The 26789-nt window shown below is 63.1% G+C and carries 23 protein-coding genes; 16 read left to right on the top strand and 7 right to left on the bottom strand.

Going from position 1 to position 26789, the window contains the following annotated elements; genetic code table 11:
* Positions 1-59 precede the first annotated feature (59 nt).
* Positions 60-449: a large conductance mechanosensitive channel protein MscL gene (mscL, locus tag A3M3_RS0102830; protein ID WP_028265067.1), complete on the bottom strand. Its 390-nt coding sequence runs from the start codon at positions 447-449 to the stop codon at positions 60-62.
* 89 nt (positions 450-538) lie between these two features.
* Entirely contained in the window at positions 539-1054 is a 516-nt protein-coding gene (locus tag A3M3_RS29440) for a M15 family metallopeptidase (RefSeq protein ID WP_442853093.1), read from the bottom strand.
* A 49-nt stretch (positions 1055-1103) separates the two neighbouring features.
* Here A3M3_RS29440 and A3M3_RS29435 point away from each other — a divergent pair, with 49 nt between their 5' ends.
* A complete protein-coding gene (locus tag A3M3_RS29435) occupies positions 1104-1361 on the top strand; it encodes a hypothetical protein (protein ID WP_442853092.1) in 258 nt (85 codons plus the stop codon).
* A 10-nt stretch (positions 1362-1371) separates the two neighbouring features.
* Here the strand turns inward: A3M3_RS29435 and coaA are convergent, their stop codons facing one another.
* Complete coding sequence (coaA, locus tag A3M3_RS0102820; protein WP_028265065.1) at positions 1372-2337, bottom strand: type I pantothenate kinase; 966 nt, start codon at positions 2335-2337, stop codon at positions 1372-1374.
* 177 nt (positions 2338-2514) lie between these two features.
* Here coaA and glmS point away from each other — a divergent pair, with 177 nt between their 5' ends.
* From glmS to A3M3_RS0102780, 8 genes are all read left to right on the top strand, one after another.
* Positions 2515-4407 carry a glutamine--fructose-6-phosphate transaminase (isomerizing) gene (gene glmS / locus A3M3_RS0102815; protein ID WP_028265064.1) on the top strand — a complete coding sequence of 631 codons (1893 nt, stop codon included), beginning with the start codon at positions 2515-2517 and terminating at the stop codon, positions 4405-4407.
* Positions 4408-4411: 4 nt separating this feature from the next.
* The gene (locus A3M3_RS0102810) at positions 4412-4759 is read left to right on the top strand and encodes a holo-ACP synthase (protein ID WP_028265063.1); all 348 of its coding nucleotides are present in this window, start codon (positions 4412-4414) and stop codon (positions 4757-4759) included.
* 14 nt (positions 4760-4773) lie between these two features.
* On the top strand, positions 4774-6318 hold the full coding sequence (locus A3M3_RS0102805; RefSeq protein ID WP_028265062.1) for a bifunctional ADP-dependent NAD(P)H-hydrate dehydratase/NAD(P)H-hydrate epimerase: 1545 nt from the start codon (positions 4774-4776) through the stop codon (positions 6316-6318).
* 74 nt (positions 6319-6392) lie between these two features.
* A complete protein-coding gene (gene glgX, locus A3M3_RS23610; RefSeq protein ID WP_051422903.1) occupies positions 6393-8705 on the top strand; it encodes a glycogen debranching protein GlgX in 2313 nt (770 codons plus the stop codon).
* Positions 8702-11014, top strand: a complete 2313-nt coding sequence (gene treY / locus A3M3_RS0102795) for a malto-oligosyltrehalose synthase (protein WP_028265061.1) — start codon at positions 8702-8704, stop codon at positions 11012-11014. Before glgX ends, treY begins: the two co-directional genes overlap by 4 nt.
* 57 nt (positions 11015-11071) lie before the next feature.
* Entirely contained in the window at positions 11072-12850 is a 1779-nt protein-coding gene (gene treZ, locus A3M3_RS0102790) for a malto-oligosyltrehalose trehalohydrolase (RefSeq protein ID WP_028265060.1), read from the top strand.
* Between the two features lie 5 nt (positions 12851-12855).
* A complete protein-coding gene (mgrA, locus tag A3M3_RS0102785; protein ID WP_028265059.1) occupies positions 12856-13893 on the top strand; it encodes an L-glyceraldehyde 3-phosphate reductase in 1038 nt (345 codons plus the stop codon).
* A gap of 165 nt (positions 13894-14058) precedes the next feature.
* A complete protein-coding gene (locus A3M3_RS0102780; protein ID WP_028265058.1) occupies positions 14059-15144 on the top strand; it encodes an inositol-3-phosphate synthase in 1086 nt (361 codons plus the stop codon).
* Between the two features lie 158 nt (positions 15145-15302).
* On the opposite strand, the gene A3M3_RS0102775 is transcribed toward A3M3_RS0102780, so the two are convergent.
* From A3M3_RS0102775 to mshA, 3 genes are all read right to left on the bottom strand, one after another.
* The gene (locus tag A3M3_RS0102775; RefSeq protein WP_028265057.1) at positions 15303-16262 is read right to left on the bottom strand and encodes a type IV toxin-antitoxin system AbiEi family antitoxin domain-containing protein; all 960 of its coding nucleotides are present in this window, start codon (positions 16260-16262) and stop codon (positions 15303-15305) included.
* A 135-nt stretch (positions 16263-16397) separates the two neighbouring features.
* A complete protein-coding gene (locus A3M3_RS0102770; protein WP_028265056.1) occupies positions 16398-18092 on the bottom strand; it encodes a formate--tetrahydrofolate ligase in 1695 nt (564 codons plus the stop codon).
* 105 nt (positions 18093-18197) lie between these two features.
* Complete coding sequence (gene mshA, locus A3M3_RS0102765) at positions 18198-19442, bottom strand: D-inositol-3-phosphate glycosyltransferase (protein WP_028265055.1); 1245 nt, start codon at positions 19440-19442, stop codon at positions 18198-18200.
* 149 nt (positions 19443-19591) lie between these two features.
* Here mshA and A3M3_RS0102760 point away from each other — a divergent pair, with 149 nt between their 5' ends.
* From A3M3_RS0102760 to tsaD, 7 genes are all read left to right on the top strand, one after another.
* Positions 19592-20119, top strand: coding sequence for a GNAT family N-acetyltransferase (locus tag A3M3_RS0102760; protein WP_442853091.1), 528 nt, complete (start codon positions 19592-19594; stop codon positions 20117-20119).
* A gap of 79 nt (positions 20120-20198) precedes the next feature.
* Positions 20199-21305 carry a carbohydrate kinase family protein gene (locus A3M3_RS0102755; RefSeq protein ID WP_028265053.1) on the top strand — a complete coding sequence of 369 codons (1107 nt, stop codon included), beginning with the start codon at positions 20199-20201 and terminating at the stop codon, positions 21303-21305.
* Positions 21306-21376: 71 nt separating this feature from the next.
* A complete protein-coding gene (alr, locus tag A3M3_RS0102750; protein ID WP_028265052.1) occupies positions 21377-22582 on the top strand; it encodes an alanine racemase in 1206 nt (401 codons plus the stop codon).
* Positions 22579-23154 carry a tRNA (adenosine(37)-N6)-threonylcarbamoyltransferase complex ATPase subunit type 1 TsaE gene (gene tsaE / locus A3M3_RS0102745; protein WP_028265051.1) on the top strand — a complete coding sequence of 192 codons (576 nt, stop codon included), beginning with the start codon at positions 22579-22581 and terminating at the stop codon, positions 23152-23154. Before alr ends, tsaE begins: the two co-directional genes overlap by 4 nt.
* On the top strand, positions 23154-23825 hold the full coding sequence (gene tsaB, locus A3M3_RS0102740) for a tRNA (adenosine(37)-N6)-threonylcarbamoyltransferase complex dimerization subunit type 1 TsaB (protein WP_028265050.1): 672 nt from the start codon (positions 23154-23156) through the stop codon (positions 23823-23825). The genes tsaE and tsaB overlap by 1 nt, the downstream gene beginning before the upstream one ends.
* A gap of 2 nt (positions 23826-23827) precedes the next feature.
* The gene (rimI, locus tag A3M3_RS0102735) at positions 23828-24310 is read left to right on the top strand and encodes a ribosomal protein S18-alanine N-acetyltransferase (protein WP_035741258.1); all 483 of its coding nucleotides are present in this window, start codon (positions 23828-23830) and stop codon (positions 24308-24310) included.
* A gap of 59 nt (positions 24311-24369) precedes the next feature.
* Positions 24370-25479, top strand: coding sequence for a tRNA (adenosine(37)-N6)-threonylcarbamoyltransferase complex transferase subunit TsaD (gene tsaD, locus A3M3_RS0102730; protein WP_028265048.1), 1110 nt, complete (start codon positions 24370-24372; stop codon positions 25477-25479).
* A 19-nt stretch (positions 25480-25498) separates the two neighbouring features.
* Here the strand turns inward: tsaD and A3M3_RS0102725 are convergent, their stop codons facing one another.
* Entirely contained in the window at positions 25499-26650 is a 1152-nt protein-coding gene (locus A3M3_RS0102725) for a glutamate--cysteine ligase (protein ID WP_028265047.1), read from the bottom strand.
* Positions 26651-26789: the final 139 nt, after the last annotated feature.

Genomic DNA, 26789 nt, shown 5'->3' with positions numbered 1-26789 from the left:
CAAAGAAGTGAAACAAATGTGGCCCGCCTCCCGAGGGAGACGGGCCACATTTGTTGGAGCTACCTTTGGGCCAGGTTGTCGCGGATCTCGGTGAGTAGAGTGACCGCGGGGTCCGCGGCAGGCTCTTCCTCAGCGATACCCAACTTGGCGTTGCGACGCTCGATGAGATGGTTCATGGGAGCTACCACTACGAAATAGATGGCAGCGGCTACCAGGACGAAATTGACGATTGCAGTCAGCAAAACACCGAATTGCAGATCATTTCCGTTGATGGTCACTTTGGCGAAACTGTCAAAGTTGGGGGAGCCAACCAAGGCAGCGATCAGCGGCATGAGGACGTTCTTGACGAGTGCATCAACAACCGCACCGAAGGCGGCACCCATGACGACGGCTACGGCAAGGTCTACGACATTGCCCTTCAGAATGAAATTCTTGAATCCACTCAGCATGGCACCAAACTAGCGCATGCTGATGAATTCCGGGTGAGTTGCGGTTCACCTTTGTTGGAGTGTCGGCAACTTTCCGGGACAATCAGCCGTTAAGAGTAGCTTGGCGCTGCCTCGAGGCCAAAATATTCCTCCAGAGTGGCGATGCCCCGATTGGCCATGTCCGTTGCGGCCTCAACCCCAATAAAGCGCAAGTGCCAAGACTCGTAGTAATAGCCAGTGACTTCTTGGTGCATCCACGGGTACCTGACAACAAATCCGTACTTGTACGCGTTGCCCTTGGTCCAAACAGCGGCCGGCTGCTCTGCGAAGCAGGGCTCGAAGCTACACGCCCCGCCACCGTCGCCGATATCGAACGCCCAGCCGGTCTGGTGTTCCGAGAAACCGGGTCGTGCGGAGACAGTATCCGCCGAAGCTTGGCCGCGCGTGTTCACGTACCCGCTGTATATGGTGGCTTGGGTCTGGAATGAACGGTAGCCCGACGCCAGCGTCATGATCACTCCGGCCGAGGCGGCCGCGGCGAAGAGCCTTTCGGCGGCGCCGGCAGTCGTGCTGTTGAGCAGGGAAGCTTCTCCGCTGACCGCTGGTTGGACGTTCGGCTGAACCAAGTCGGCAGGGACGAACTGCAGGGGTGTCAGCGGCCGGTGCTTGTTGACAATGACCCATTGGCTCGTGGGGTCGCTCAGGGAATGCTTTTGGGACAAAGCCCCCGACGGCGGTGGGCTCGACGGCGGCGCTTCGCTCGCCGTTGGTGCCGGAACCGGTGTTGTGGTCGCCGCCGTCGGACTCGGCGTTGCCGCGGGGGGAGTGGGTGACGCGGTCCGGGTATCCGGGGTGCAGGCAGCCAAAGCAGTTATTCCCACGCCTGCCGCCAGCAGCGAAGTGAACGATCTTCGGCTGGTGCGGCAGTTGTAGCACATGCGTGCTAGACCTTGCGGAGCAGCATGCGGCGGATGGAATGATCCGCATCCTTGGTGAGGACAAGTTGCGCCCGCCCGCGCGTGGGCAGCACGTTTTCCTCAAGGTTGGGCTCGTTGATGCGTTTCCAAATGCCGCGTGCAGTGGCTTCTGCCTCGGCATCGGAGAGCGTCGCGTAACGGTGAAAGTAGGATTCGGGCTGGGCGAAAGCCGTACTCCGAAGCTTGCGGAACCGGTCCACGTACCAATCTTCGATGTACGAAGTTTTGGCGTCGACGTAGATCGAGAAATCAAAGAAATCGCTCAGCGCCAAGCCCTGCCGGCCGTCCTGCCGAGGACGGGCGGGCGCCAATACGTTGAGACCCTCGACGATAAGGACGTCGGGCCGGCGGACCACCACTTCCTTGTCCGGGACGATGTCGTACGTGACGTGCGAGTACCAGGGGGCGCGGACCTCTTCGGCGCCACCCTTGATCGTGCTGACGAAACGTAACAGTGCCCGCCGGTCGTAGGACTCCGGGAAGCCCTTGCGTTCAAGCAGATGCCGACGCTTCAGCTCAGCGAGGGGATAGAGGAATCCGTCCGTCGTGATGAGTTCCACGTTCGGAGTGCCCGGCCAGCGTCGGAGCATTTCGCGCAGCACGCGGGCAATCGTGGACTTGCCCACGGCCACCGAGCCTGCGACACCGATCACGAAGGGCGTGCGCTGGGTTTGCTCACCCAGGAATGTGGTGGTGGCCGCATGAAGCTGCTGTGACGCTTGGACGTAGAGATGCAGCAAACGGGAGAGTGGAAGGTAGACCTCGCGGATTTCCTTCATGTCCAGGGGATCGCCGAGGCCGCGAAGCCGGACGATGTCCTCTTCGTTAAGCGGCTGCTCCATTTGTGCAGCCAGCCTGGACCACGTCTGTCTGTCCAGCTCCACGAACGGAGAGGAGCCGTCGCCGTTCGCTTCATTGCGTTGCAAAGTCACCCTAGAGATTCTGCCCTTCCGTGGGCGGATCCGGAAATACGGCGTGAACGCCGGGAAGAATCTATGTGAGCATGCTCTCCGTAAAAGCGTACGATCCGCCGAATTCCGGACGACGGCGGGACATTGGGGCTGGATATCCTACCTCCGTTTCGCAGGGCACCCGCTACTCTTGTAGGCATGTGTGGAATCGTTGGTTACGTTGGCAATTCATCCCGCCGGGCAGACGCCGGGCACTCGGCTCTCGACGTCGTGCTTGAAGGGCTTCGTCGTCTTGAATACCGGGGCTATGACTCGGCCGGAGTCGCCGTGGTGGCTGATGGAACCATCACCAGCCGGAAGAAGTCGGGCAAGCTCAGCAATCTGCTGAACGAGCTCGAAGAAAATCCGCTCCCGGAGTCCCTGACCGGCATCGGCCACACCCGTTGGGCTACCCACGGCGGGCCGACGGATCAGAACGCCCACCCGCATCTGGCCGATGGCGGACGGCTCGCGATGATCCACAACGGAATCATTGAAAACTTCGCCGAGCTCAAGCAGGAGCTTGTCGCCAAGGGCGTCACTTTCGTGTCGGAGACGGACACAGAGGTTGCAGCAGCACTTCTGGGGGATATCTTCCGCAACCAGCTCAATGGGGACTCGTCCAACGGCAAGCTCACCAAAGCGATGCAGCTTGCCTGCCAGCGGCTCGAAGGCGCATTCACGCTCCTCGCCGTGCACGCTGAGCGTCCCGACGTCGTCGTGGCCGCCCGCCGCAACTCTCCCCTCGTGGTGGGACTCGGCGAGGGGGAGAACTTCCTTGGTTCGGACGTTTCCGGCTTCATCGACCACACGCGCCGCGCCGTCGAGCTTGGCCAGGACCAGATCGTTACCATCACGGCCGACTCCGTGGAGATCACGGACTTCTTCGGCGCTCCCGCCGAAGGCAAGGAATACCACGTTGACTGGGATCCGGCCTCCGCGGAAAAGGGTGGCTTCAGCTCCTTCATGGAGAAGGAAATCCATGACCAGCCCGACGCCGTCACCCAGACCCTGCTCGGCCGCTCGGACATCAACGGCCAACTGACCCTCAGTGAGCTCCGGATCGACCCCGAGTTGCTGAAGCAGGTCAACAAGATCATCGTGCTTGCTTGCGGCACGGCAGCCTACGCCGGAATGGTGGCCAAGTACGCCATCGAGAACTGGTGCCGTATCCCCACCGAGGTGGAACTCGCGCACGAGTTCCGTTACCGGGACCCGATCGTTGACGCCAACACCTTGGTGGTGTCCATCAGCCAGTCCGGCGAAACCATGGACACTTTGATGGCCGTACGCTACGCCCGTGAGCAGGGTGCCAAGACGATCTCCATCTGCAACACCAACGGCTCCACCATCCCGCGCGAATCCGACGCCGTGCTGTATACACATGCCGGTCCCGAGATCGCGGTCGCTTCGACCAAGGCATTCCTCGCCCAGATCACCGCTGCCTACCTGCTTGGCCTCTATTTGGCCCAGTTGCGCGGGAACATCTTCTCCGGTCAGATCAAGGATGTCCTTGCGGACCTTGGAAAGATCCCTGCCCACATCCAGAAGATCCTCGACAATGCCGGCCCCCTCCGCGAACTCGCCCGCAGCATGAAGGACGAGAAATCCGTACTGTTCCTTGGCCGCCACGTCGGCTTCCCGGTGGCCCTTGAAGGCGCGTTGAAGCTCAAGGAAATCGCTTACATCCACGCCGAAGGGTTCGCTGCAGGCGAGCTCAAGCACGGACCGATCGCCCTGATCGAGGAAGGACAACCTGTCTTCGTGGTGGTCCCGTCGCCCCGTGGCCGCGACTCCCTTCACGCGAAGGTTGTGAGCAACATCCAGGAAATCCGCGCCCGAGGTGCGCGCACCCTGGTGATCGCCGAAGAGGGCGATGAAGCCGTGCGGGCCTACGCCGAGTACGTCTTCTACGTACCGCAGACCCCTACGCTCCTGATGCCGCTGCTCACCACGGTCCCCCTGCAGATTTTTGCGGCGGAGCTGGCCAAGGCCAAGGGGTACGACGTGGACCAGCCGCGCAACCTCGCCAAGAGCGTCACCGTAGAATAGCCGCATGATTGTTGGCATAGGCGTAGACGTCGTAGACATTGAGCGCTTCGGGCGCCAGCTCGAGCGGACCCCGGGCCTCCGTGACCGCTTGTTCGTTCCCGCGGAACGCGAGCTCAACACGCGGTCCTTGGCTGCGCGCTTCGCCGCCAAGGAAGCTGTGGCCAAGGTATTGGGAGCTCCCGCGGGCATGAACTGGCAGGACTGCTGGATCGGCTTGGACCAGTACGGCCCCACGATCAAGGTCAAGGGCACCGTCCTCGCGGTGGCCGACTCCAAGGGCGTGAAACGCTGGCATGTTTCGATGAGCCACGACGGCGGAATCGCCACTGCCATGGTCATCGCCGAAGCTTAGCTGCGTCAGCAACCATGATCAGCGCCTTCACCGGAACACAGATCAGGGCAGCGGAACAACCGCTTCTCGATGCCGGAGAAGGCGCTGTTCTCATGCAGCGAGCGGCCCACGGACTGGCGAACGCCGTCGTAAATGAGCTCCGCTCGGAGGGCCGCCGCCTTTACGGATCGAGCGTTACCGTGCTGGCGGGCAAAGGCAACAACGGCGGGGACGGTCTTTTCGCCGCGGCAATCCTCGCACGCCGCGGAATGCGCACGACGGCGGTGCTCACCGCCGGTTCTGCCCATCCTGGCGCCCTGGGGGCCTTTGGCGCGGCCGGTGGACGTATCCACGTTTTGGACGAGAATAATGCCGAAGAGCTCGCCGTTCTCATCGCCGGAGACGACGTGGTCATCGATGCCATCCTTGGCACCGGCGCCCGCGGCGGCCTTGGCGGTCCGGCTGCTGAATTGATTGTGGCCTTGCAGGAGTTAAGGCCGAACGTAGTTGTAGCCTGCGATGTCCCTAGCGGAGTGGACGCAGACACCGGCGAGGTCCACTGGCCCGTGCTGACGGCGCGGCTCACCGTGGCATTCGGGGCAGTCAAAGCGGGCCTCATGGCCGATCCTGGCGAGGGCTGTGCCGGCCGTGTCCTCCCGGTGCCCATCGGCATGGAGGATTCGCTTCCACCACCTGCCCTTCGCCGCTTCTCTGTCCGCGACGTGGCTGCTGTGCTGCCGAACCCCGGACGCCGGGCCCACAAATACACCAGGGGAGTCCTGGGCATTGTGGCCGGTTCCGAGCGATACACAGGGGCAGCGGCTCTTTCGGTCGAGGCGGCCTCCGTCGCCGGTGCGGGAATGGTGCGGTACCTCGGCCCGGAGACTGTTGCACGCCAGGTCCTGGAGCGGACCCCTGAAGCGATCTGGGAGCCGGGCGAGCCCGGCCGGGTCCAAGCCTGGCTGCTTGGGCCTGGATTGAACGGGACCGAGCAACTACAACGTGCCCGGGACGTACTTGCCGCAGCGTCCGACGCCGGCCAGCCCGCCGTCGTCGACGCCGGCGCCCTGGAGCTCCTGCCCGAACGCTGCCCGCCGCACTGGATCCTGACCCCGCACGCGGGGGAACTCGCTGCCCTTCTTGGCCGGGGCGAAGTGCGCGTGACGCGTGAGGATGTGGAATCACGGACCTTGCATTTCGTGAGGCTCGCTGCCGAACACACCGGTGCCGTGGTCCTCCTCAAAGGTGCGACAACGTTGATTGCTTCCCCTTCCGGAGCGGTCTTCAGCCAGTCGGAGGGGTGCCCGTGGATGTCCACTGCAGGCAGTGGAGATGTGCTCGGCGGGATACTTGGCGCCTTGGCGGCAACATATGCGGAGTCCGGCATGGACGACGACGGACGTTTCGCAGCTCAGGGGATCGGGCCCGAGGAACGTTGGGCAGCAGTGGCGGCCGTCGGTGCGAGCATCCATGGAATGGCTGGCAGTGCCGCCTCGGCGGGTGGGCCACTGGCCGCTTCCGACATCGTCCGGGCGGTCCCTGGCGTCTACCGAGCTCTCATGGAACATCGCACCAGATAATCGCCGATGTGCTTTAAATGTCCCATAGTGTGGCTAGGCTTGCAGGAAGTTATCCGGCACGTGAAGGAGGACACATGGACGTTTGGCCAGGATCCGCGTATCCGTTGGGTGCTACTTTCGATGGCACGGGGACGAATTTCGCGTTGTTCAGCGAAAAAGCGGAGAAGGTGGAGTTGTGTCTCTTTGACGAGGACGGGGGCGAGGTCAGCTATACCGTCAGCGAGGTGGATGGTTATGTGTGGCATTGCTATCTTCCGCATGTTCAGCCGGGGCAGAAGTACGGGTACCGGGTGCATGGTGTGTATGACCCGTCTGCGGGTCAGCGTTTCAATCCGAACAAGCTGCTGCTGGATCCTTATGCCAAGGCGGTGCACCGGCAGATCGATTGGGATCCGGCTCTTTTTTCGTACAACATGGGGGATCCGGATTCCCGGAATGATAAGGATTCCGCGCCCCACATGATGATGGGTGTGGTGATCAATCCGTTTTTTGATTGGGCGGGGGATCAGCAGCTTCGGATCCCGTATCACCGTTCCGTGATCTATGAGGCGCACGTGAAGGGCCTGACCCAGCTCCACCCGGAGGTTCCCGAGGAGCAGCGCGGTACGTATGCCGGTGTTGCGCATCCGGCGGTGGTTGCGCATTTGAAGAAGCTGGGGGTGACGGCCATCGAGCTGATGCCGGTCCATCAGTTCACGAACGACGGCATTCTGCAGGACAGGGGGTTGAATAATTACTGGGGGTATAACACGATCGGGTTCTTCGCTCCGCATAACGGTTATAGCTCCAAGGGTGATACGGGCCAGCAGGTTCAGGACTTCAAGGCGATGGTCAGGGCTTTGCATACGGCGGGTATCGAGGTCATTCTCGATGTGGTGTATAACCACACGGCCGAGGGTAATCATCTGGGGCCTACCTTGTCGTTCAAGGGGATCGATAATTCCGCGTATTACCGGCTGGTGGAGGGTGATCTCAAGCATTACATGGACTACACGGGGACGGGCAACTCGTTGAATGTGCGCAGCCCGCATTCCCTGCAGTTGCTCATGGATTCCCTGCGTTATTGGGTCACCGAAATGCATGTCGATGGTTTCCGTTTTGATCTTGCCTCCACGTTGGCGCGGGAGTTTTATGATGTGGACAAGCTCTCGACGTTCTTTGAATTGATCCAGCAGGATCCGGTGGTCTCGCAGGTGAAGTTGATCGCGGAGCCGTGGGACGTGGGTCCGGGCGGCTACCAGGTGGGAAACTTCCCGCCGCAGTGGACGGAGTGGAACGGCCAGTACCGGGACACGGTCCGCGATTTCTGGCGTGGCGAGCCGTCCACGCTGGGTGAGTTCGCCTCGCGGTTGACCGGTTCGGCGGACCTTTACGAGCATTCCGGGCGGCGTCCGGTGGCTTCGATCAATTTCGTCACGGCCCATGACGGGTTCACCCTGGCTGATCTTGTTTCGTATAACGAGAAGCACAACGAGGCCAACGGTGAGGGTAACAATGACGGGGAGTCTCATAACCGTTCGTGGAATTGCGGGGTGGAGGGGCCCACGGAGGATCCCAAGGTCCTGGGTCTGCGGGCCCGTCAGCAGCGGAACTTCATCGCGTCCATGCTGCTTTCCCAGGGTGTTCCGATGCTGTTGCATGGTGATGAGCTGGGCCGGTCGCAGCGGGGGAATAACAATGGTTATTGCCAGGACTCGGAGTTGACCTGGATCAATTGGGAGAGCGTGGATCAGCCGTTGGTGGAGTTCACGGCGGCGGTCAGTGCGTTGCGGGCCAAGCACCCCACGTTCCGGCGGAGCCGGTTCTTTGATGGCCGTCCGGTGCTTCGGGGGGAAGGCGAGAGGCTTCCGGATATCGTGTGGCTGGACGTGGACGGGACCACGATGACGCCCTCGGACTGGGACAGCGGTTTTGGTCGTTCCGTGGGGGTGTTCCTCAACGGTGACGGGATCCGTGGCCGGGATAACCAGGGGCGCCGGATCAAGGACGTCAATTTCCTGCTGTACTTCAACGCCCACGACGATGAAGTCGGTTTCAAGGTTCCCTCGGACGAATACGCGCCCGCGTGGGACATCATCATCGATACCGCTGGCGGCGGAGCGGACACCGAACCCGTACTGGCCGAAACCGTCCTCGGTGTCGGGGCCAAATCGCTCGTGGTCTTGCGGGCACACAGCGTGCCGGACACGGACCCGGACCACTCCGTCGCAGCGTCCCTGGCCGCCTTGTCGCAGACAACCACGCCCGAAACGGCTTCCTTGACGGCACCAGCCACGCCGGCACCGACTGAGCCTGCCTCCGGAAGCAAGACTGCCGCCGATGCCAAGCCCCCTGCCGCGCCGAAGAAGCCCAGAAAGCCACGCGTCTCCAAGAACGGGAAATCATGAGGACGCCGGCCTCCACGTACCGGCTCCAGATCCGTTCCTCGTTCACGCTCCAGGACGCGGCAGCTCTCACGGACTATCTACGCGACCTCGGGGTCGACTGGGTGTACTTGTCGCCCATCCTGACGGCGGAGGAAGGCTCGGACCACGGTTACGACGTGACCGACCCCTCCGCCGTTGATGCTTCGCGTGGCGGGGCGGAAGGGCTCGCCGCAGTCTCCAAGGCGGCACGGGAAGCCGGACTCGGGGTCCTGGTGGACATTGTTCCCAACCACATGGGCGTTGCGTCGCCTCCGCAAAACGCCTGGTGGTGGTCGCTCCTCAAAGAAGGCAAGGCTTCCCGTTACGCGGAAGCATTCGACGTCGATTGGGACTTCGGCGGCGGAAAGCTACGGCTCCCGGTTCTCGGCAGCGACGACGACCTCGACAAACTGGAAGTGGTCGACGGCGAAATGCGCTACTTCGGCCACCGGTTCCCGCTGGCCGACGGCAGCTACGCTCCCGGTGACACCGCCCGGGACATCCATGCACGTCAGCATTACGAACTGATCGGCTGGCGGCGGGCCGACGACGAACTGAATTACCGCCGATTCTTCGCGGTCAACACTTTGGCCGGGATCCGCGTGGAAATCCCCTGGGTTTTCGAGGAATCCCACGCCGAGGTCTCCCGCTGGTTCCGCGACGGACTCGTGGACGGGCTGAGGATCGACCACCCTGACGGGCTCGCGGACCCGGCCGGATACTTGGCCCGCCTGAAGGAGACCACAGCCGGGTCCTATGTGCTCATAGAGAAGATCCTGGAGCCGGGGGAGGAACTTCCGGAGAATTTCGATTGCGAAGGGACCACCGGCTATGACGCACTCGCCGACGTCGACCGCCTTTTCGTTGATCCCGACGCCGAGGCACCGCTGGACGCCCTGGACGCAAGGCTCCGGGGCACCCGGTCACCGGCTGATTACCAGGCCATGATCCACGGGACCAAGCGGCGCATCACCGACGGCATCCTGCACTCGGAAATTCTGCGGCTTGCGCGGCTCGTCCCGGAGTCGCCGGAGCTTCCCCGCCGTGAAGTGGCCGATGCGCTGGCCGAGGTCATTGCCTCCTTCCCCGTCTACCGAAGCTACCTACCGTTCGGCAAAGACATCGTGGTGGAGGCCGTTGAGCGTTCCGCCCAGGCCAGGCCGGAGCTCGGAAGAGTCCTCGATGCGCTGCTTCCGCTGCTGCTCGACGCTACCGGTGAACTGGGCTGCCGGTTCCAACAAACCTCAGGCATGGTAATGGCAAAAGGCGTGGAAGACACCGCGTTCTTCCGCTACACGCGTCTTGGAACGCTGACCGAGGTTGGAGCGGACCCCACGGAATTCGCCCTGTCCCCGGCTGGATTCCATGACCGGATGGTGCGCCGCCAGGAACGGCTCCCGCGGTCCATGACCACGCTGACCACGCACGACACGAAGCGCAGCGAAGACACCCGGGCCAGGATCTCCGCTATCTCAGAGGCAATCCCCGAGTGGGAAGCATTCGTGGACAGGATGCAAGAACTTGCTCCGATTCCCGACGGACCCCTCGCAGCCCTCGTGTGGCAATCCGTGACGGGCGCCTGGCCAGCCAGTCGCGAACGCCTTCACGGCTACGTCGTCAAGGCGGCACGCGAGGCCGGCAATTCCACCAGCTGGACGGAGCCGGACGAAGGATTCGAAGCGAGCCTCACCTCTGCCGTCGACGCAGTCTTCGATGTTCCGGAGGCCTCGGCCGCGCTGGAAGGGTTCGTGGCCCTTTTGGAACCGTACGGGACGTCCAACTCGTTGTCGGCCAAGATTGTCCAGCTGACCATGCCGGGCGTACCGGACGTCTACCAAGGGACTGAGTTGTGGGACCGTTCGCTCACCGATCCGGACAACCGCCGCCCGGTCGATTTCGAACGGCGCAGGGCGGCGCTTGCAGCCCTTGACGCCGGTGCCCCAACTGAGGTGCGGGACGAACTGGCTAAGCTGCTGCTGACTTCCCGGGCGCTGCGCCTGCGTCGCGACCGGCCTGAGCTTTTCGGTGGTTACAGTCCTGTCAATGCCGACGGGCCCGCGGCCGAACATCTGATCGCCTTCGACCGTGGTGCGGCCGGCTCCGGCGCCATCACTCTAGCCACCAGGCTCCCGCGGAAGCTTGAGCTCAGTGGCGGATGGCAGGACACCTCCATCAAGCTGAAACACGCGGTCCATGACACGCTCACGGGCAACAGCTACCCAGCAGGCGAGACGCAGCTCGCACGCCTTCTGTCGAGGTTCCCGGTGGCCCTGCTCATACCGGTCAGCTAGCCAAGCCACTAACAACTGCGGACAAGCGATGTCCGAACAAGACGACGAGGGGGAACCATGCCTGAGACGAGCAGCACGGGGAAAAGATTCGACGTGTGGGCCCCGTTTGCAGAGTCCGTCACTCTGCTCGCAGCGGGCCAGCACCACGAAATGAGATCGCTCGACGACGGCGTCACTGGCTGGTGGACGGCGGGCGTAGCCAGGGAGGGCGGGACTGACTACGGTTATCTGGTTGACGGAAAGGGGCCCTTTCCCGATCCGAGATCGCAGAGACAGCCAAACAGCGTCCATGGCTTGTCCCGTACGTTCGACGCCTCGTCCTACGCCTGGAACGACGCGGAATGGGCCGGGCGCGGGCTTGGCGGCGCCGTCATCTACGAGCTTCACCTGGGAACATTCACACCGGCGGGCACCTTGGACGCGGCAGCCGAAAAGCTCGATTACCTGGCTGAGCTGGGAATCGACTTCGTGGAACTCCTGCCCGTCAACGCCTTCAACGGCCACCACAACTGGGGCTACGACGGCGTCCTGTGGTTCGCCGTCCACGAAGCCTACGGGGGACCGGAGGCTTATCAGCGGTTTGTTGATGCCGCGCATGGTGCCGGACTTGGCGTCATCCAGGACGTGGTCTACAACCATCTTGGGCCCAGCGGGAACTACCTGCCCAAGTTCGGCCCTTACCTGAAGTCCGGTGAAGGCAACACCTGGGGCGATTCAGTGAATCTGGACGGCCCCGGCTCGGACGAAGTCCGCCAATACATTCTGGACAATGCCGCCATGTGGTTGAACGATTTCCACGTGGACGGGCTGCGCCTGGACGCCGTGCACGCCCTCCGTGACGAAAGGGCCGTCCATATCCTGGAGGACCTTGCCGGGCTTGCGGACGGCATCGAAGCCGAAACCGGCATCCCCAAGACCTTGATAGCTGAATCAGACCTCAACAACCCGCGCCTGATCTACCGCAGGGACACCAACGGTTACGGCCTGGAGGGGCAGTGGAGCGACGACTTCCACCACGCCGTCCATGTGAACCTCACAGGTGAGACCGCCGGCTATTACGCCGATTTTGATTCTTTGGCCGCCTTGGCCAAAGTCCTCGAACACGGATATTTCCACGATGGCAGCTACTCGAGCTTCCGCGGCAGGCATCATGGCCGGCCCATCCGCGCAGGTCTGGCGCATCCTGCGGCGCTCGTGGTGTGCAGTCAGAACCACGATCAAATCGGTAACCGTGCCGCGGGTGACCGCCTCAGCGCAAGCTTGTCCTACGGCAGGCTCGCACTGGCCGCCGTGTTGACCATGACCTCTCCGTTCACCCCGATGTTGTTCATGGGCGAAGAGTTCGGCGCTTCCACCCCCTGGCAGTTCTTCACCTCGCATCCCGAAGAATGGCTCGCTGAAGCTACCGCAAACGGCCGCCTCAAGGAATTCGAACGGATGGGCTGGGACCCGGCCTTGGTGCCCAACCCCCAGGACCCGGAGACCTTCACGCGTTCGAAGCTCAAGTGGGAGGAAGTCCACGACGGCGATCACGCCCGGCTGTTGGAGCTTTACCGGGCCTTGGCGAACCTCAGGCGCTCGACGCCGGAGATCGCCGGCGGCGGATTCACCGACACCCACGTTGCCTTCAGCGAAGAGGACCACTGGCTGGTTCTCAGCCGGGGCGCCGTGAGGGTCGCATGCAACTTCGGGGACCGGGCCGTGACGAAGGCGATCGACGGTGAACTCTTGCTCGCCACGGACCTTTCGGCCGCCGTCGGGGACGGAACGCTGACGATCCCGGCGGAGAGCGCCGCCGTCGTACGCCTTCCCGCACGGGAGCTGGTGGCAGGATAGTGCATATGACTTATTCGGCTGCGGAAAACCGCTATGAAACCATGCCCTACCGCCGCGTCGGACGCAGCGGTCTCAAACTTCCCGCCATTTCGTTGGGACTGTGGCACAACTTCGGTGACGACAAACGATTCGAGGAGCAGCGTGCCATCCTGCGCCGTGCCTTCGACCTTGGGGTGAATCACTTCGACCTCGCCAACAACTATGGTCCGCCGGACGGTTCTGCGGAAACGAACTTTGGACGCCACCTGAAGGACGACTTCAAGCCATACCGCGATGAACTCGTCATTTCCACCAAGGCCGGTTACTACATGTGGCCCGGCCCCTACGGGGAATGGGGCTCCCGTAAGTACCTCCTCTCCAGCCTGGACCAGTCTCTGCAACGCATGGGCCTGGACTACGTGGACATCTTCTACAGCCACAGGCCGGATCCTGAAACACCCCTTGAAGAAACCATGGGGGCACTGGACTATGCCGTCCGTTCCGGCAAGGCGCTGTACGCCGGTATCTCCTCCTACACTCCGGAACAGACCCTCGAAGCCGCCCGGATCCTCAAGGAGATGGGCACGCCGCTGCTCATCCACCAGCCCAGCTATTCCATGCTCAACCGCTGGACCGAGAATGGCTCGCCGAACCTCTACGAAACTCTTGACCAGGTGGGTGCCGGATCCATCGCTTTCTCCCCGCTGGCGCAGGGGATGCTGAGCAACCGGTACTTGAACGGCATCCCGGCAGATTCGCGAGCGGCCAAGGAACGGTTCCTGTCCGAATCGGCGCTCAGCGAGGAAAAGCTGGACCGGGTACGGGGATTGAACGCGATCGCCGAAGGACGCGGGCAGACCCTCGCGCAGATGGCTATCGCCTGGATCCTGCGCGAACAGCCCAAGGGCTCATCCGTGACCTCGGCCTTGGTGGGTGCGTCAAGTGTCGCGCAGCTGGAGGACACGCTGTCCGCCATCGACAACCTCGAATTCTCGTCAGAGGAACTGACCGCCATTGACGAGTTCGCCGTCGAATCCGACATCAATCTGTGGGCGCAGAAGTAGATTCGGAAACTTAACACAAGTGCGGGGTCGGCTGGGAACAAAGACGGCCCCGTTCGTGTTGGTTACAATGCAAAGAGCGCCGAATGGCGCTGTGCCTTTAAGTCGCCGTCATACACTCATGTACTGACGCGCCAGGCACCTGAGGTTAGTTCTCAAAGGAGTTCCGTGTCTTCACATCCGATTCGTGTCGCCATTGTCGGTGTAGGTAACTGCGCCGCTTCGCTGGTCCAAGGTGTCCACTACTATCGCGATGCCGACCCCCAGGCCACGATCCCAGGTCTGATGCACGTCGAGTTCGGCAAGTACCACGTCAACGACGTCCAGTTCGTCGCTGCTTTCGATGTCGATAGCAAGAAGGTCGGCCTGGACCTCGCAGACGCCATTGGCGCGAGTGAAAACAACACCATCAAGATCGCCGATGTCCCCGAGCTCGGGGTAAAAGTCCAGCGTGGCCACACCTTGGACGGCCTGGGCAAGTACTACCGCGAGACCATTGTCGAGGCCCCGGAGGAGACTGTGGACATCGTGGCCGCGCTGCGCGAGGCCAAGGCCGACGTCATGGTCTGCTACTTGCCGGTTGGCTCCGAGGAAGCCGCGCACTTCTACGCGCAGTGCGCCATCGACGCCGGTGTGGCTTTCGTCAACGCGTTGCCGGTCTTCATTGCCGGCACCAAGGAATGGGCCGACAAGTTCACGGCAGCCGGCGTGCCGATCGTCGGTGACGACATCAAGAGCCAGATCGGCGCCACCATCACGCACCGCGTCATGGCCAAGCTCTTCGAAGACCGTGGCGTCACATTGGACCGCACGTACCAGCTGAACGTCGGCGGCAACATGGACTTCAAGAACATGCTGGAGCGCGACCGCCTGGAGTCCAAGAAGATCTCCAAGACCCGGGCCGTGACCTCCAACGTCGAAGCCAAGCTCCACGCAGACGACGTCCACATCGGCCCGTCCGATTATGTTGCCTGGCTCGATGACCGCAAGTGGGCGTTCGTCCGTCTTGAAGGCCGTAACTTCGGCGATGCCCCGGTTTCGCTTGAGTACAAGCTCGAGGTCTGGGACTCCCCGAACTCCGCAGGTGTCATCATCGATGCCATCCGCGCCGCCAAAATCGGCCTGGACCGTGGCATCGGCGGCCCGCTGCTTTCCGCGTCCAGCTACTTCATGAAGTCTCCGCCGGAGCAGTTCAACGACGATCTCGCCCGCGAAAAGGTCGAAGCCTTCATCCGCGGAGACGTCGAACGCTAACCATCGTCCCGGACGCTCACTCACTTATGCGGCGTTTTTGACGGACGCTCACTCACTTATATGTGAGTGAGCGTCCGTCGTTTAAGCGCTGCCGTTGCAGCGGCACGTCGAGCCGACGCTCGCTCATTTTTTGTGGGTTTTCGACGGACGCTCGCTCACTACACCGCGTCTGCGAAGCCGGATGCGACGGCGGGATCCACCCACGCTGATCGCAGTGCCTTCTTGATTTTCCTGGTTGCCAGATCGAAACAATCTGCTAAATCGTCTTTGCGGAACACAAGAACAGTCCATCCAGCTGCTTCGAACGCTTTGTCCCGGCGTCGATCGCTCAGTGACTGGGCGTCCGCAAGGTGATGGCCGCCGTCGTACTGGATGGCGAGGCGCCGTTGGCGGAATCCCAGATCCGCCGACGGCGAGAGCGGGTCGCAGTCCCGCAACCTGAGTTGAAGTTCGGGTTCGGGGATTCCCGCGTCCAGCATGGCCAGGCGAAGCAGGGACTCTGGCGCGGAGTCCGCCCCAACCCGCATCAGATCCAGCGCCTCGCGGGCGCGCACGACGCCTTGCAAATTCGGATGCCGCCCCACCAAGGCACGCAGGCCTTCAAGGGTCGCGAACGGAGTGTCCCGCCCTTCGAAGGCCTGCCGCGGAACCCGGATCAGCTCGTCGCCCATACAGACGAGGTAGTTCAAAGGAAGCAGCTTAGCCATGTCCAGCCACGTGCGCGATCGGGTGCTGATCCGTATTCCATCAACGGATTCGACCTCGTCCTCGGCTGCGATCACGGTATGCCCGACCACGCCTTTACGGCGGACTCCGGGCAATGAGCGCGGCTTGCTGAGGTGCAGCTCGCTCGAGTCTGACAGCCAGGGCGGAAGACACGAGCAGCGAAGGCGTGCTGCTGTCACATGGGAAATCCAGGCGCCCGGCGTCGCCGCAGACAAGGCACGCGCCGCCGACTCGAGATCGAAGTCCCAGTCTGCCGGACGGTAGAGCCCGCGGCTGACGCGTTCGACGTCGGCGCGAAGCAAGAGTGCACGCGGGACCCCTTGTGCTTGGGCTTGCTCGAGCGTAAACGGTCCTGATAGCAAGTCAGCGGGAAGGTCGAACTGTTTTTGCATACCCGCATTGTTACCCGAATCGGCTGGTTCCTGCAGGAGTTATCCACAGGCCAGGTGCGGCTCGCTCGAGAAGGCCCTCTCATGGGCCATATGTGAGCGAGCGTTCCTAGGATGGGGGCGATACGTGAGCGAGGGTCAGAAGAGGCCCACCGGATTGCCGTGCTCATCGACGTCCATGCGCATCGCGGCCGGCTCCTTGGGCAACCCTGGCATGGTCATGACGGCACCTGTCAACGCGACGATGAATCCCGCACCGGTTTTGGGAATGAGCTCGCGCACATGCACCGTGAAGCCCTTGGGGGCTCCCAGCTGGGAGGCATCGTCGGTGAAGGAATATTGCGTCTTGGCCATGCAAACAGGCATCCCGCCCCAGCCGTTTTTCCGGATGTCCGCGAGGCGCCTGAGGGCGGGGACCGAGAACTCGACGCCGTCGGCACCATAAATTTCCTGCACAATCGTGCGGATCTTGTCTTCGACAGAGAGACTTAGGGGATACAAGTGCCGGAAGTCCGACGGCGCCGCTGCCGCCACCACCGCCGCGACCTTCGCCGCGAGTTCGTCGCCGCCGTCGCCCCCTCCGCCCCGGCCCCAGACGTCGGCCACCGCGGCCTGTACTCCCTCCTGGGCGCACCAGGCAAGGAGCCATTCGAGCTCCTCGGGCGTGTCAGTGGCGAACTTGTTGATCGCAACGACCGGAGTGACCCCGAATTTCTCAATATTGTGCACATGCCGCCTCAGGTTCTCGACGCCGGCGGCGAGAGCCTCCACGTTTGGGTCCTTGAGGAGCTCCTTCGGGACGCCGCCCTGCATCTTTAGCGCCCTGATAGTTGCCACCACTACGACGGCGGAGGGCGCCACGTCAGCGATGCGCGACTTGATGTCCATGTACTTTTCGGCACCAAGATCAGCGCCGAACCCGGCTTCCGTGACCACAATGTCTGCGAGCTGCTGGGCCGTTCGGGTGGCGATAAGCGAGTTGCAGCCGTGCGCGATATTGGCGAAGGGGCCGCCGTGCACCAAGGCGGGGGTTCCTGCGATTGTCTGCACGAGGTTCGGTTTGATGGCGTCCTTCAGCAGCATGGTCAGGGCACCTTGAACCCCGAGATCGGCCACAGTGACCGGCACTCGCTCGTAGCTGTATCCGAAAGTGATGCGGCCAAGGCGCTCGCGGAGGTCGTCCAAGTCCGCGGCAAGGCAGAAGACGGCCATGATCTCGGATGCCACGGTGATATCGAAACCGTCCTGCCGCGGAACGCCTTGAGCAGGGCCGCCCAAGCCGATGATGATCTCCCTTAAGGACCGGTCGTTCATATCAAGAACCCGTTTGAACGTCATGCGGCGGGGATCAATGTTGTGTTCGTTGCCTTGGAAGATGTGATTGTCCACGAGGGCCATCAGGGCATTGTTGGCTGAGGTGATCGCGTGGAAGTCGCCTGTGAAATGAAGATTGATCTCGTCCATGGGGAGAACCTGGGAATACCCGCCGCCCGTGGCGCCTCCCTTCATGCCCAGGATGGGCCCAAGGGACGGTTCGCGCAGCGCGATCATCACCCGGTGACCTGCCCGGGCCAAAGAGTCCGCGAGGCCTACCGTGGTGGTGGACTTTCCCTCACCCGCCGGTGTCGGGGACATCGCCGAGACGAGGACTATCTTGCCGACGCGCTCGGCGTCCGTGAATCGGAGCTTGGCGGGATCGATTTTCGCCTTGTACCGACCGTATAGTTCCAGGGCATCGGCGTTGATCCCGGCACGCTCGGCGATCTCCTCGATAGGACGTATGGCGGCACTATGGGCAATTTCAAGGTCGCTCAGGATCTTGTTTTCAGGCATCCTTGTCCTCAACTCCGTGCGGAACACTGTGCGCGACAATCTATCAGCCGTGGGCGTATTGGTGAGTGAGGGTCGTCGCGAGGGGGCGTATTGGTGAGTGAGGGTTTAGCTCGGACGGACGAGGACCGCACCGATGGCCGCGTGGTAGCTCTCCAGCGCGATGGTTGCCGTCCTTTGCCAGCCGAAGGCTTCCGCGTGCACGGCGGCGGCGCGGCCCATGTCTTCGCGGGTACGGGAATCGTCGTACAGGGCTTCGATGGCGTCGGCCCAGCGCGAGGGATTGTGACCGTCAACCAAAATACCGGTCCGCCCGTCGGCCACGGCCCGGGACAGCCCGCCCACGTTGGTAGCGACCACCGGAGTACCGCAGGCCTGGGCCTCAAGGGCAACCAGCCCGAAGGATTCGCTGAAGGACGGCATCACTACGACGTCGGCAGAACGGAACCAGCCTGCCAGCTTCGGCGCCTTGACCGGCGCACGGTGTGTCAAAACGTCGTCGAGCCCGGCGGCCGTAATGAAGGACTGCAGGTTGAAGTCCTTGGCACCACTCAAAGCGCCCAGAATGGTCAGTTCCAGATCGATGTCGGGCCGCCGCCGCCGAAGGACGCCGGCAGCTTCGATGAAGACCTGCGGACCCTTGAGCCGCTGGATGCGTCCGGCAAAGAGAAGATGGAAGCTGTCCGGTCGCACTCCGAGTTCGGCGCGGGACCGTGCACGGAACGCTGGAGTGAACACCGCGAGGTTGACGCCCGGGGGAGCGACGTCGATGCGGTCAAAATCGGCGTCGTAATGCGAGACAAGCTCTTGGGCCTCGGCGGGAGTGTTGGCTACGAGCCGGGCGGCTCCATCCACGATCCGCTGTTCGCCGTCTTCACGCAGCCGCGGTTCGGGCCGCTCTCCGGATTCGAGCACCAGGTTCTTGACCTTCGCCATGGTGTGCATCGTGTGGACCAGGGGCACGTCCCACAGCGCGGAAAGCTCCAGTCCGGCCACACCCGATACCCAATAGTGCGAATGGATGGCGTCGTAACGGCCATGCGGTTGACGTTGCCGGATCCTCTCGATTTCGGCAACCATGGCGTGGAGGAGTCCGGGAAGTTCCTCCTTGGGCAGCTTCCGGGCCGGGCCCGCCAGGACGTTGTGGACGCACACGCCCGGGCCGGGATGTTCGACGGCGGGTTGTTCGGGGGAGGTTGACCGCGTGAAGATTTCCACTTCCACGCCGAGCTCTGCCAGAGCCATTGCCAGCTCCCGGACGTAAACGTTCATTCCCCCGGCGTCGCCCGAACCCGGCTGTTCCATGGGAGAGGTGTGGAGGGACAGGAACGCCACGCGACGGATTAACGACACGGCTTACCTCCTGTATCCAACGCATTCAACAATCAATTCAGCAGCCCGCACGGCGCAACTTCCCCGGCGTCTCAGCGAAAACACTACTCCTGAGACGAGTGGCGGCGCAGCCGGCCAACGCTATGTGAATCGCTGCTACCGTAGCGAGCGTGAGCCAATCAAACATCGAAGCAGCAACGCCACCTGCCGCCTACGAGATCCGGCCCGCACGGGAAAGCGACTGGCCGGGGATATGGGCCGTCCTTGAACCTGTGATCCGAGCAGGCGAGACCTTCACCTGGGACCGCGGCACGTCCGAGGAAGCCGCACGCAGCAAATGGTTCAAGGAAGCGCCCGGCCAGACCTTTGTTGCAGTGCGCGACGGCGAAGTGCTGGGTACCGGGGAACTGCACCCCAACCAGGGCGGCGGGGGAAGCCATGTGGCCAACGCCGGCTACATGGTCCACGCCGATCATCGCGGGCAGGGACTTGCGCGGGCGCTCTGTGCATATTCTCTGGCTGCCGCGCGGGAAGCCGGGTTCAAGGCAATGCAGTTCAACGCCGTTGTCGAAAGCAACGTCCGTGCGGTGGGCCTGTGGCAGTCCATGGGCTTCCGTATTCTGGCAACCATTCCCGGAGCCTTCCACCATCCCGCCCTGGGCTACGTGGGGCTGCACGTCATGTACCAGGAGCTCTAGGAAGGTTTGCCGTGCCCCGCGGCGCCACCGCAAACCCGAAGGCTATGCACGCGGGTGGCCGCGGCGTAGTCTGCCGTGCATGGACGCAACGCCCAGGTCCGGATTCGATCCCCTCGCCGCTCTCCGCGGGGATGCGACGGGTGGGGGAGCCGATTGGGGCTGTGATCTCCTGCTGGCTGGCACTGTGTTTCAAGACATCATCTTTACCGGGTTGGACCGCAGTCCGGAACCGGGTACCGAGGTGTGGAGCCAAGGCATGGGTACGTGCCCTGGCGGCGTGGCAAACCAAGCCATCGCCGCCGCCCGGCTTGGGCTGCGGACGAGCTTGGCGGCAGCCTTTGGTGATGACGGGTATGGAGACTTCAACTGGCGGATCCTGGAGAGCCAGGAGCATGTGGATCTCTCCCTGTCCAGGCGGTTCGAAGGCTGGCATTCCCCGGTTACCGTTTCCCTGTGTGTCGATCACGATCGTTCCATGGTCACCCACGGACACCCCGCGCCCATGAGCGCATCGGAATTGATTGGCGAGCCTCCCAAGGCGCTCGCAGCCGTCGCCGATCTTGGCGAGGAGCCAGAGCCTTGGATGCTGGCGGCGAAGAAGGCCGGGATCAAGCTCTTTGGCGACGCCGGATGGGATCCTTCGGGAGAATGGTCGTCGAGACGGCTGGAGCAGCTCGGCAATTTTCACGCTTTCATGCCGAACCAGCGGGAGGCGATGGCCTTTACGGGCATGGACAATCCGTGGTCCGCGCTTTATGCGCTCGCCGATCGTGTTCCCGTGGCCGTCGTAACCCTCGGGGCACAAGGCGCCATGGCCGTCGATTCTGAAACCGGGGAGGAGGAATGGGTACCGTCCCTTCCTGTCACCGCGTATGACCCCACGGGCGCGGGCGATTGTTTCGGCGCGGCGTTTGTTGTGGGCTGCCTCGCCGCGTGGCCTTTGGGAGATCGGCTCCGTTTTGCCAACCTTTGTGCTTCGCTCGCAGTGCAGCAAGTGGGGGGCTCCCTGGCTGCGCCCGGTTGGGGTGACATCGCGGATTGGTGGAAGCGGGCCAACGCCCGGCGGGAGCGGCAGTCCAGCCAGTGGCTCAAAAGGTTCGCTTTCCTCAAGGACATTGTGCGGGACGTCCCGCCCGCCGCGCAGCGCCGGGCGACAGCCACTATTGCCCACAACTCCGACGTCTGAGCGGTGGAATGCCGGCCACGGCACCGCCCCCCAGTCAAACAGCACGTCACCGCGGCACTAGAATCGTGAGGGTGACTTACGAAGCAGCTGCCAGGTTCGAGCCCACGACGAAATCTGCTTCGGCAACGGTTCTCGAACGATCAGCCGTCATCGACTTGGACGCCGTCCGGCACAACGTGCGTCAGTTCGTGGCTGTCGCTTCGCCTGCCGGCGTGATGGCGGTGGTCAAGGCGGATGCCTACGGACACGGCGCGATTCAGGTGGCGCGCGCGGCCCTTGGCGCCGGCGCACGATGGCTCGGCGTCGCGCACATTTCAGAGGCTCTGGTATTGCGCGCAGCCGGAATTGACGCTCCGATGCTTGCTTGGTTGCACACCACCGAAAGCAACTTCCAAGCGGCAGTTGCCGCCGGCGTCGACGTCGGGATTTCCGGCTGGGAGCTGGACGCCGTGGTCGCCGCTGCACGCGAGCAGGAACGTCCGGCCCGGATCCACCTGAAAGTGGATACCGGCTTGGGCCGCAACGGCTCCACCATCACCCAATGGGACCAACTGGTGGGCCAGGCCATGGAATACCAGGACGAGGGACTCCTGCGCGTAGTGGGCATCTTCTCGCACTTGGCCGTGGCGGATGAACCCCACCGACCCGAAACCGATGAACAATTGGCAGTCTTCCGGGAAGCGATTGCCGTGGCGGAGGACGCAGGGGTGGACACCGAAGTGCGGCACCTCGCGAACACACCGGCCACTCTGTCCCGCCCTGATGCACATTTCGACCTTGTCCGCGTGGGGCTCGGACTCTACGGGCTGTCACCTTTCGAAGGACAAAGCTCCGCCGAACTGGGCCTCCGGCCCGCCATGACGGTACGCACCCTTGTGTCCAACTGCAAACGGGTACCCGAGGGACAGGGCGTGTCCTACGGACTCAACTACCGGACTTCCGGCGAGAGCACCCTGGGCCTCATCCCGCTCGGTTATGCCGACGGCGTCCCGCGCATCGCGACAGGCGGACCCGTACGCGTCAACGGGGTCAACTATCCCGTGGTGGGGCGGATTGCCATGGACCAGATGGTCATTGACTTCGGGAACGTGGGGGCTGACGAAGCCAGCTTGCTGGGGGCTGAAGCCGTCATGTTCGGCGATGGCGCCGACGGCGGTCCGACGGCGGACGACTGGGCAGCCGCCGCGGGCACCAACAACTACGAAATTGTCACCCGTATCAGCCCCCGGGTGCCGCGCATCTACGTCAACGAGACGCCGGAAGCAGATGCCCGATGAGCGAGGCCTTGTGGGAACGCACCGTTGGGGTCACGACGGCGGAGGCGACGCACGCTTTGGGCTCGGCCCTGGCCGGGGTCCTTGAGCCAGGAGACCTGCTGGTTCTGACGGGCGAACTCGGCGCCGGAAAGACCACGTTCACCCAGGGACTCGGGGAAGGCTTGGGAGTCCGTGCTGGAGTTATCTCGCCGACCTTTGTCCTGGTGCGCATCCATCCCAACCTCCCGGATGGTCCGCGTCCTGGCGGTCCCGATCTGGTCCACGTCGATGCCTACCGCCTGGCCTCTGCCGCCGAGATCGACGACATCGACCTCGAGAACACCATGGACAACTCCGTGACGGTGGTCGAATGGGGGCGCGAGCGCGTGGAACACCTTTCGGACAGCCGCCTGGACATCGAACTGCACCGGACCGTAGGCGGCACGGATTCGGCGGTCGCCAGTGCGGAAACAGTTCCGGGCGCCGTGCTGGACTTCGACCCCGAGGACGACGACGAACCACGCACCATTGTTTTCCGCGGCTTTGGCCCGCGCTGGAGCGCTGTCCCCGCAATACTGGAAGAGAACGCCTGATGCTGATCCTGGCCATTGATACCTCGGCCGTGGCGAGCGCCGCACTCGTCTCGGACGGTGCCATGGAGCGCGTGGTGGAGTCCTTCGCTACCGAAGACACCCGCAGCCACGCTGAAGTCCTGGCGCCCGGCATCGAGAAACTCCTGGATGATGCCGGTGTGCGCGGAGCGGACATCGACCTTATTGTCACCGGCGTCGGCCCCGGGCCGTTCACGGGGCTTCGTTCGGGGATTGCCACCGCCCGCACTTTGGCGTTCGCCTGGAACAAGCCCCTTTTCGGGCTCATGAGCCTTGACGCGATTGCCTTGGAAGTGGCCGAGTCCACCGAGGCGCAAGCCGAATTCCTCGTGGCTACGGATGCCCGTCGCAAGGAGGTCTACTGGGCGCGCTACACGCTCAGCGAAGGCAAGCTTCCGCAGCTCGAGGACGGCCCGCATGTGGGCTTCGCCTCGGAGCTGCCCGATCTCCCCGTGTTCGGGGCCGGCGCCGGCATCTACGCGGACGTCGTCAACGCGAACAAGGAATTCAGCACCACCCAACCCGATGCTGCTTCCCTGGGCAAGTTCGCGATGGCACTCCTGATGGCCGGGGTGGAACTGCCGGACTCCACTCCGCTGTACCTGCGGGAATCCGACGCGCAAGTACCCGGCCCCAGGAAGCGTGCACTGTGAACATGTCGAATAGTTTCACGCTCGACGGCGTGACCTTGCGGGATATGACCGCCGAGGATGTCACCGCCGTCGAGGCCCTCGAACGTCGCCTCTTCCCGGTGGACGCTTGGCCGGTGCAAATGTTCTTCGACGAACTCGCCCAGGTCGATACCCGCCGCTATGTGGTGGCCGAAGCCGGTGGACAGATTGTGGCCTACGCCGGGCTCATGTGCATAGAGCCGATCGCGGATGTCCAGACGATCGCCGTCGTGCCCGAATTCGAAGGCAAGGGAATTGGCTCCGCCATCCTCACCGAACTTATCGCCGAAGCCCGGCGGCGCGGCGCGGCGGACGTGCTCCTGGAAGTCCGAGCGGACAATCCCCGCGCCCAAGCCCTGTACGTGCGGTTCGGCTTCGAACAAATCCATGTCCGGCCCCGGTACTACCGAGACGGCACCGACGCCCTCATCATGAGGCTGCCATTGACTGAAGGAAACCCTGCGTGAACCAGGCCAGCGACGTGAACAACTTCGGCACTGTGCAGACCGGCGGTGCCGGGCCACTCGTGCTGGGGATCGAGTCCTCCTGCGACGAAACCGGGGTCGGGATTGTCCGAGGCACCACCTTGCTGAGCAACACAGTGTCGTCCTCGATGGATGAGCATGTCCGTTTCGGCGGCGTCATTCCGGAGATCGCTTCCCGAGCGCACCTGGACGCTTTTGTCCCTACGTTGCAGGAGGCCTTGCACGAGGCAGGCGTAGCGCTGGAGGACATCGACGCGATTGCCGTGACCTCCGGGCCCGGGCTGGCCGGGGCGCTCATGGTGGGAGTCTGCGCGGCCAAGGCACTCTCTGTTGCCACGGGCAAGCCGCTCTATGCGATCAACCATTTGGTGGCCCACGTCGGCGTCGGCCTGCTTGACGGACGCACAGGAGGCACTAGCGGTCCCGGCACTGCCAATCTCGGCGCGAGCGGTCTCGGTGCGGGCGGCCGGCTGCCGGAATACCTCGGTGCGTTGCTGGTCTCGGGCGGACACACGGAAATCCTCCGCATCCGCAGCATCACCGACGACGTCGAGATGCTCGGCTCCACGATTGACGACGCCGCGGGGGAAGCCTATGACAAAGTGGCGAGGCTCCTGGGCTTGGGCTACCCGGGCGGACCGGCCATCGACAAACTGGCCAAGCAAGGCAGTGCCAAGGCCATTCGCTTCCCGCGCGGCTTGACGCAACCCAAGTACATGGGAAGCGTCGAGCAGCCGGGGCCCCATCGCTACGATTGGTCGTTCAGCGGCCTCAAGACCGCCGTTGCGCGCTGCGTGGAGCAGTTTGAAGCGCGCGGTGAGGACGTCCCCGTGGCTGACATCGCGGCAGCATTCCAGGAGGCAGTGGTGGACGTCATTACGTCCAAGGCGGTGTTGGCCTGCAAGGAAAACGGCATCACGGACCTTCTCTTGGGTGGCGGAGTGGCCGCCAACTCCCGCCTTCGTGAGCTGACAGGGCAGCGCTGCAGCTCGGCGGGAATCACCCTGCATGTGCCGCCACTGGCCCTGTGCACCGACAATGGCGCCATGGTCGCGGCCCTGGGATCACAGCTCATCATGGCGGGAGTCGAACGCAGCGGTATCTCTTTCGCCCCGGACTCTTCCCTGCCGGTAACCACAGTTTCGGTTTAGCCGGGAACCCGGCCGGAGGCTATGGGTTCGGAACGGCCCGCATTTGCTGCACCAGATCAAGCACCACGGCCTGAAGATCGCCGTCGTGCTGGGCAGCGACGCGGCGCTGGCGTTGGTAGCCGGCTCCCCGTGCGATGATCTTTTCGACGTCGGCCAGTTCGGCCGAACACCCAAGCTTTTCCGCGACAGGAGCCAGCCGCACCAGCGTCTCCTTCAGGTGGTCCGTGACTAGCTGCTCGTTGCCTTCGGCATCGAGAATGATGATCGCTTCCATGCCATAGCGGGCGGCGCGCCATTTATTTTCCTGGACATGCCATGGCGGCATCGTGGGAATGCTGCCGCCGTTGTCCAGGATGGTGGAGAACTCGTCCACGAGGCATTGGGTAAGGGCCGCGATGGCACCGACTTCTTCGAGGCTGGCCAAACCGTCGCAAATGCGCATCTCGATGGTGCCCAGATTCGGCACGGGACGGATATCCCAGCGAATCTCGGACAGCGTGTCGATCACCCCGGTGGTGAACATGTCCTGGACGTAGGACTCGTATTCAGCCCAGCTGCGAAATTGGAAGGGCAAACCGGCCGTAGGCAGCTGCTGGAACATGAGGGCGCGCTGTGATGCATAGCCTGTGTCTTCGCCGCCCCAGAAGGGGCTCGAAGCGGACAACGCCTGGAAGTGGGGGAAGTAGTTGACCAGCCCATCGAGGATGGGGAGTGCCTTGTCCCTCCGGTCCAGGCCGACATGGACGTGGACGCCGTAGATGACCATTTGGCGCCCCCACCATTGAGTGCGGTCGATCAATTTGGCATAACGCTCTTTGTCGGTCACCTGCTGAAGCTGCGGCGGGCTGAAAGGGTGGCTTCCGGCACAAAACAGCTCTACGCCCATGGGGTCGGTAACTTCCCTGACCGCCTGCAGAGATCGGGCCAGGTCTTCCTTGGCCTCCTTGACGGTTTCGCACACGCCGGTGACCAGTTCCACGGTATTCAAGAGCAGTTCGCGTTTGATGTGCGGGTGTTCGTCGTCTTCGTTCAGGTCCGGATGCCGGGACGCCACGCCGCGCAGGACTTCATTCGCGACCGAGACCAACTCGCCGGTTCGTGCGTTGACGAGCGCGAGCTCCCATTCCACCCCCAGCGTCGACTGCCTGGATGGAGCGAAATCAATCTGCACGTAGGTCCCCTCGGTGATATGCCATGAGCGCTCTGTGTAACGCCCGCTGTGGGGCCGTCAGCGGTTGGGTCAAGTCTAATGCAGGGGGGATACCGTACGGCTTGACCGGAAAGAGGACGAAATCGCCGGCTTTTGCGAA

The organism is Arthrobacter sp. MA-N2 (genome assembly GCF_000517125.1).
Classification (GTDB): domain Bacteria; phylum Actinomycetota; class Actinomycetes; order Actinomycetales; family Micrococcaceae; genus Arthrobacter; species Arthrobacter methylotrophus.
This window is presented reverse-complemented; position numbering and strand designations above follow the sequence as displayed.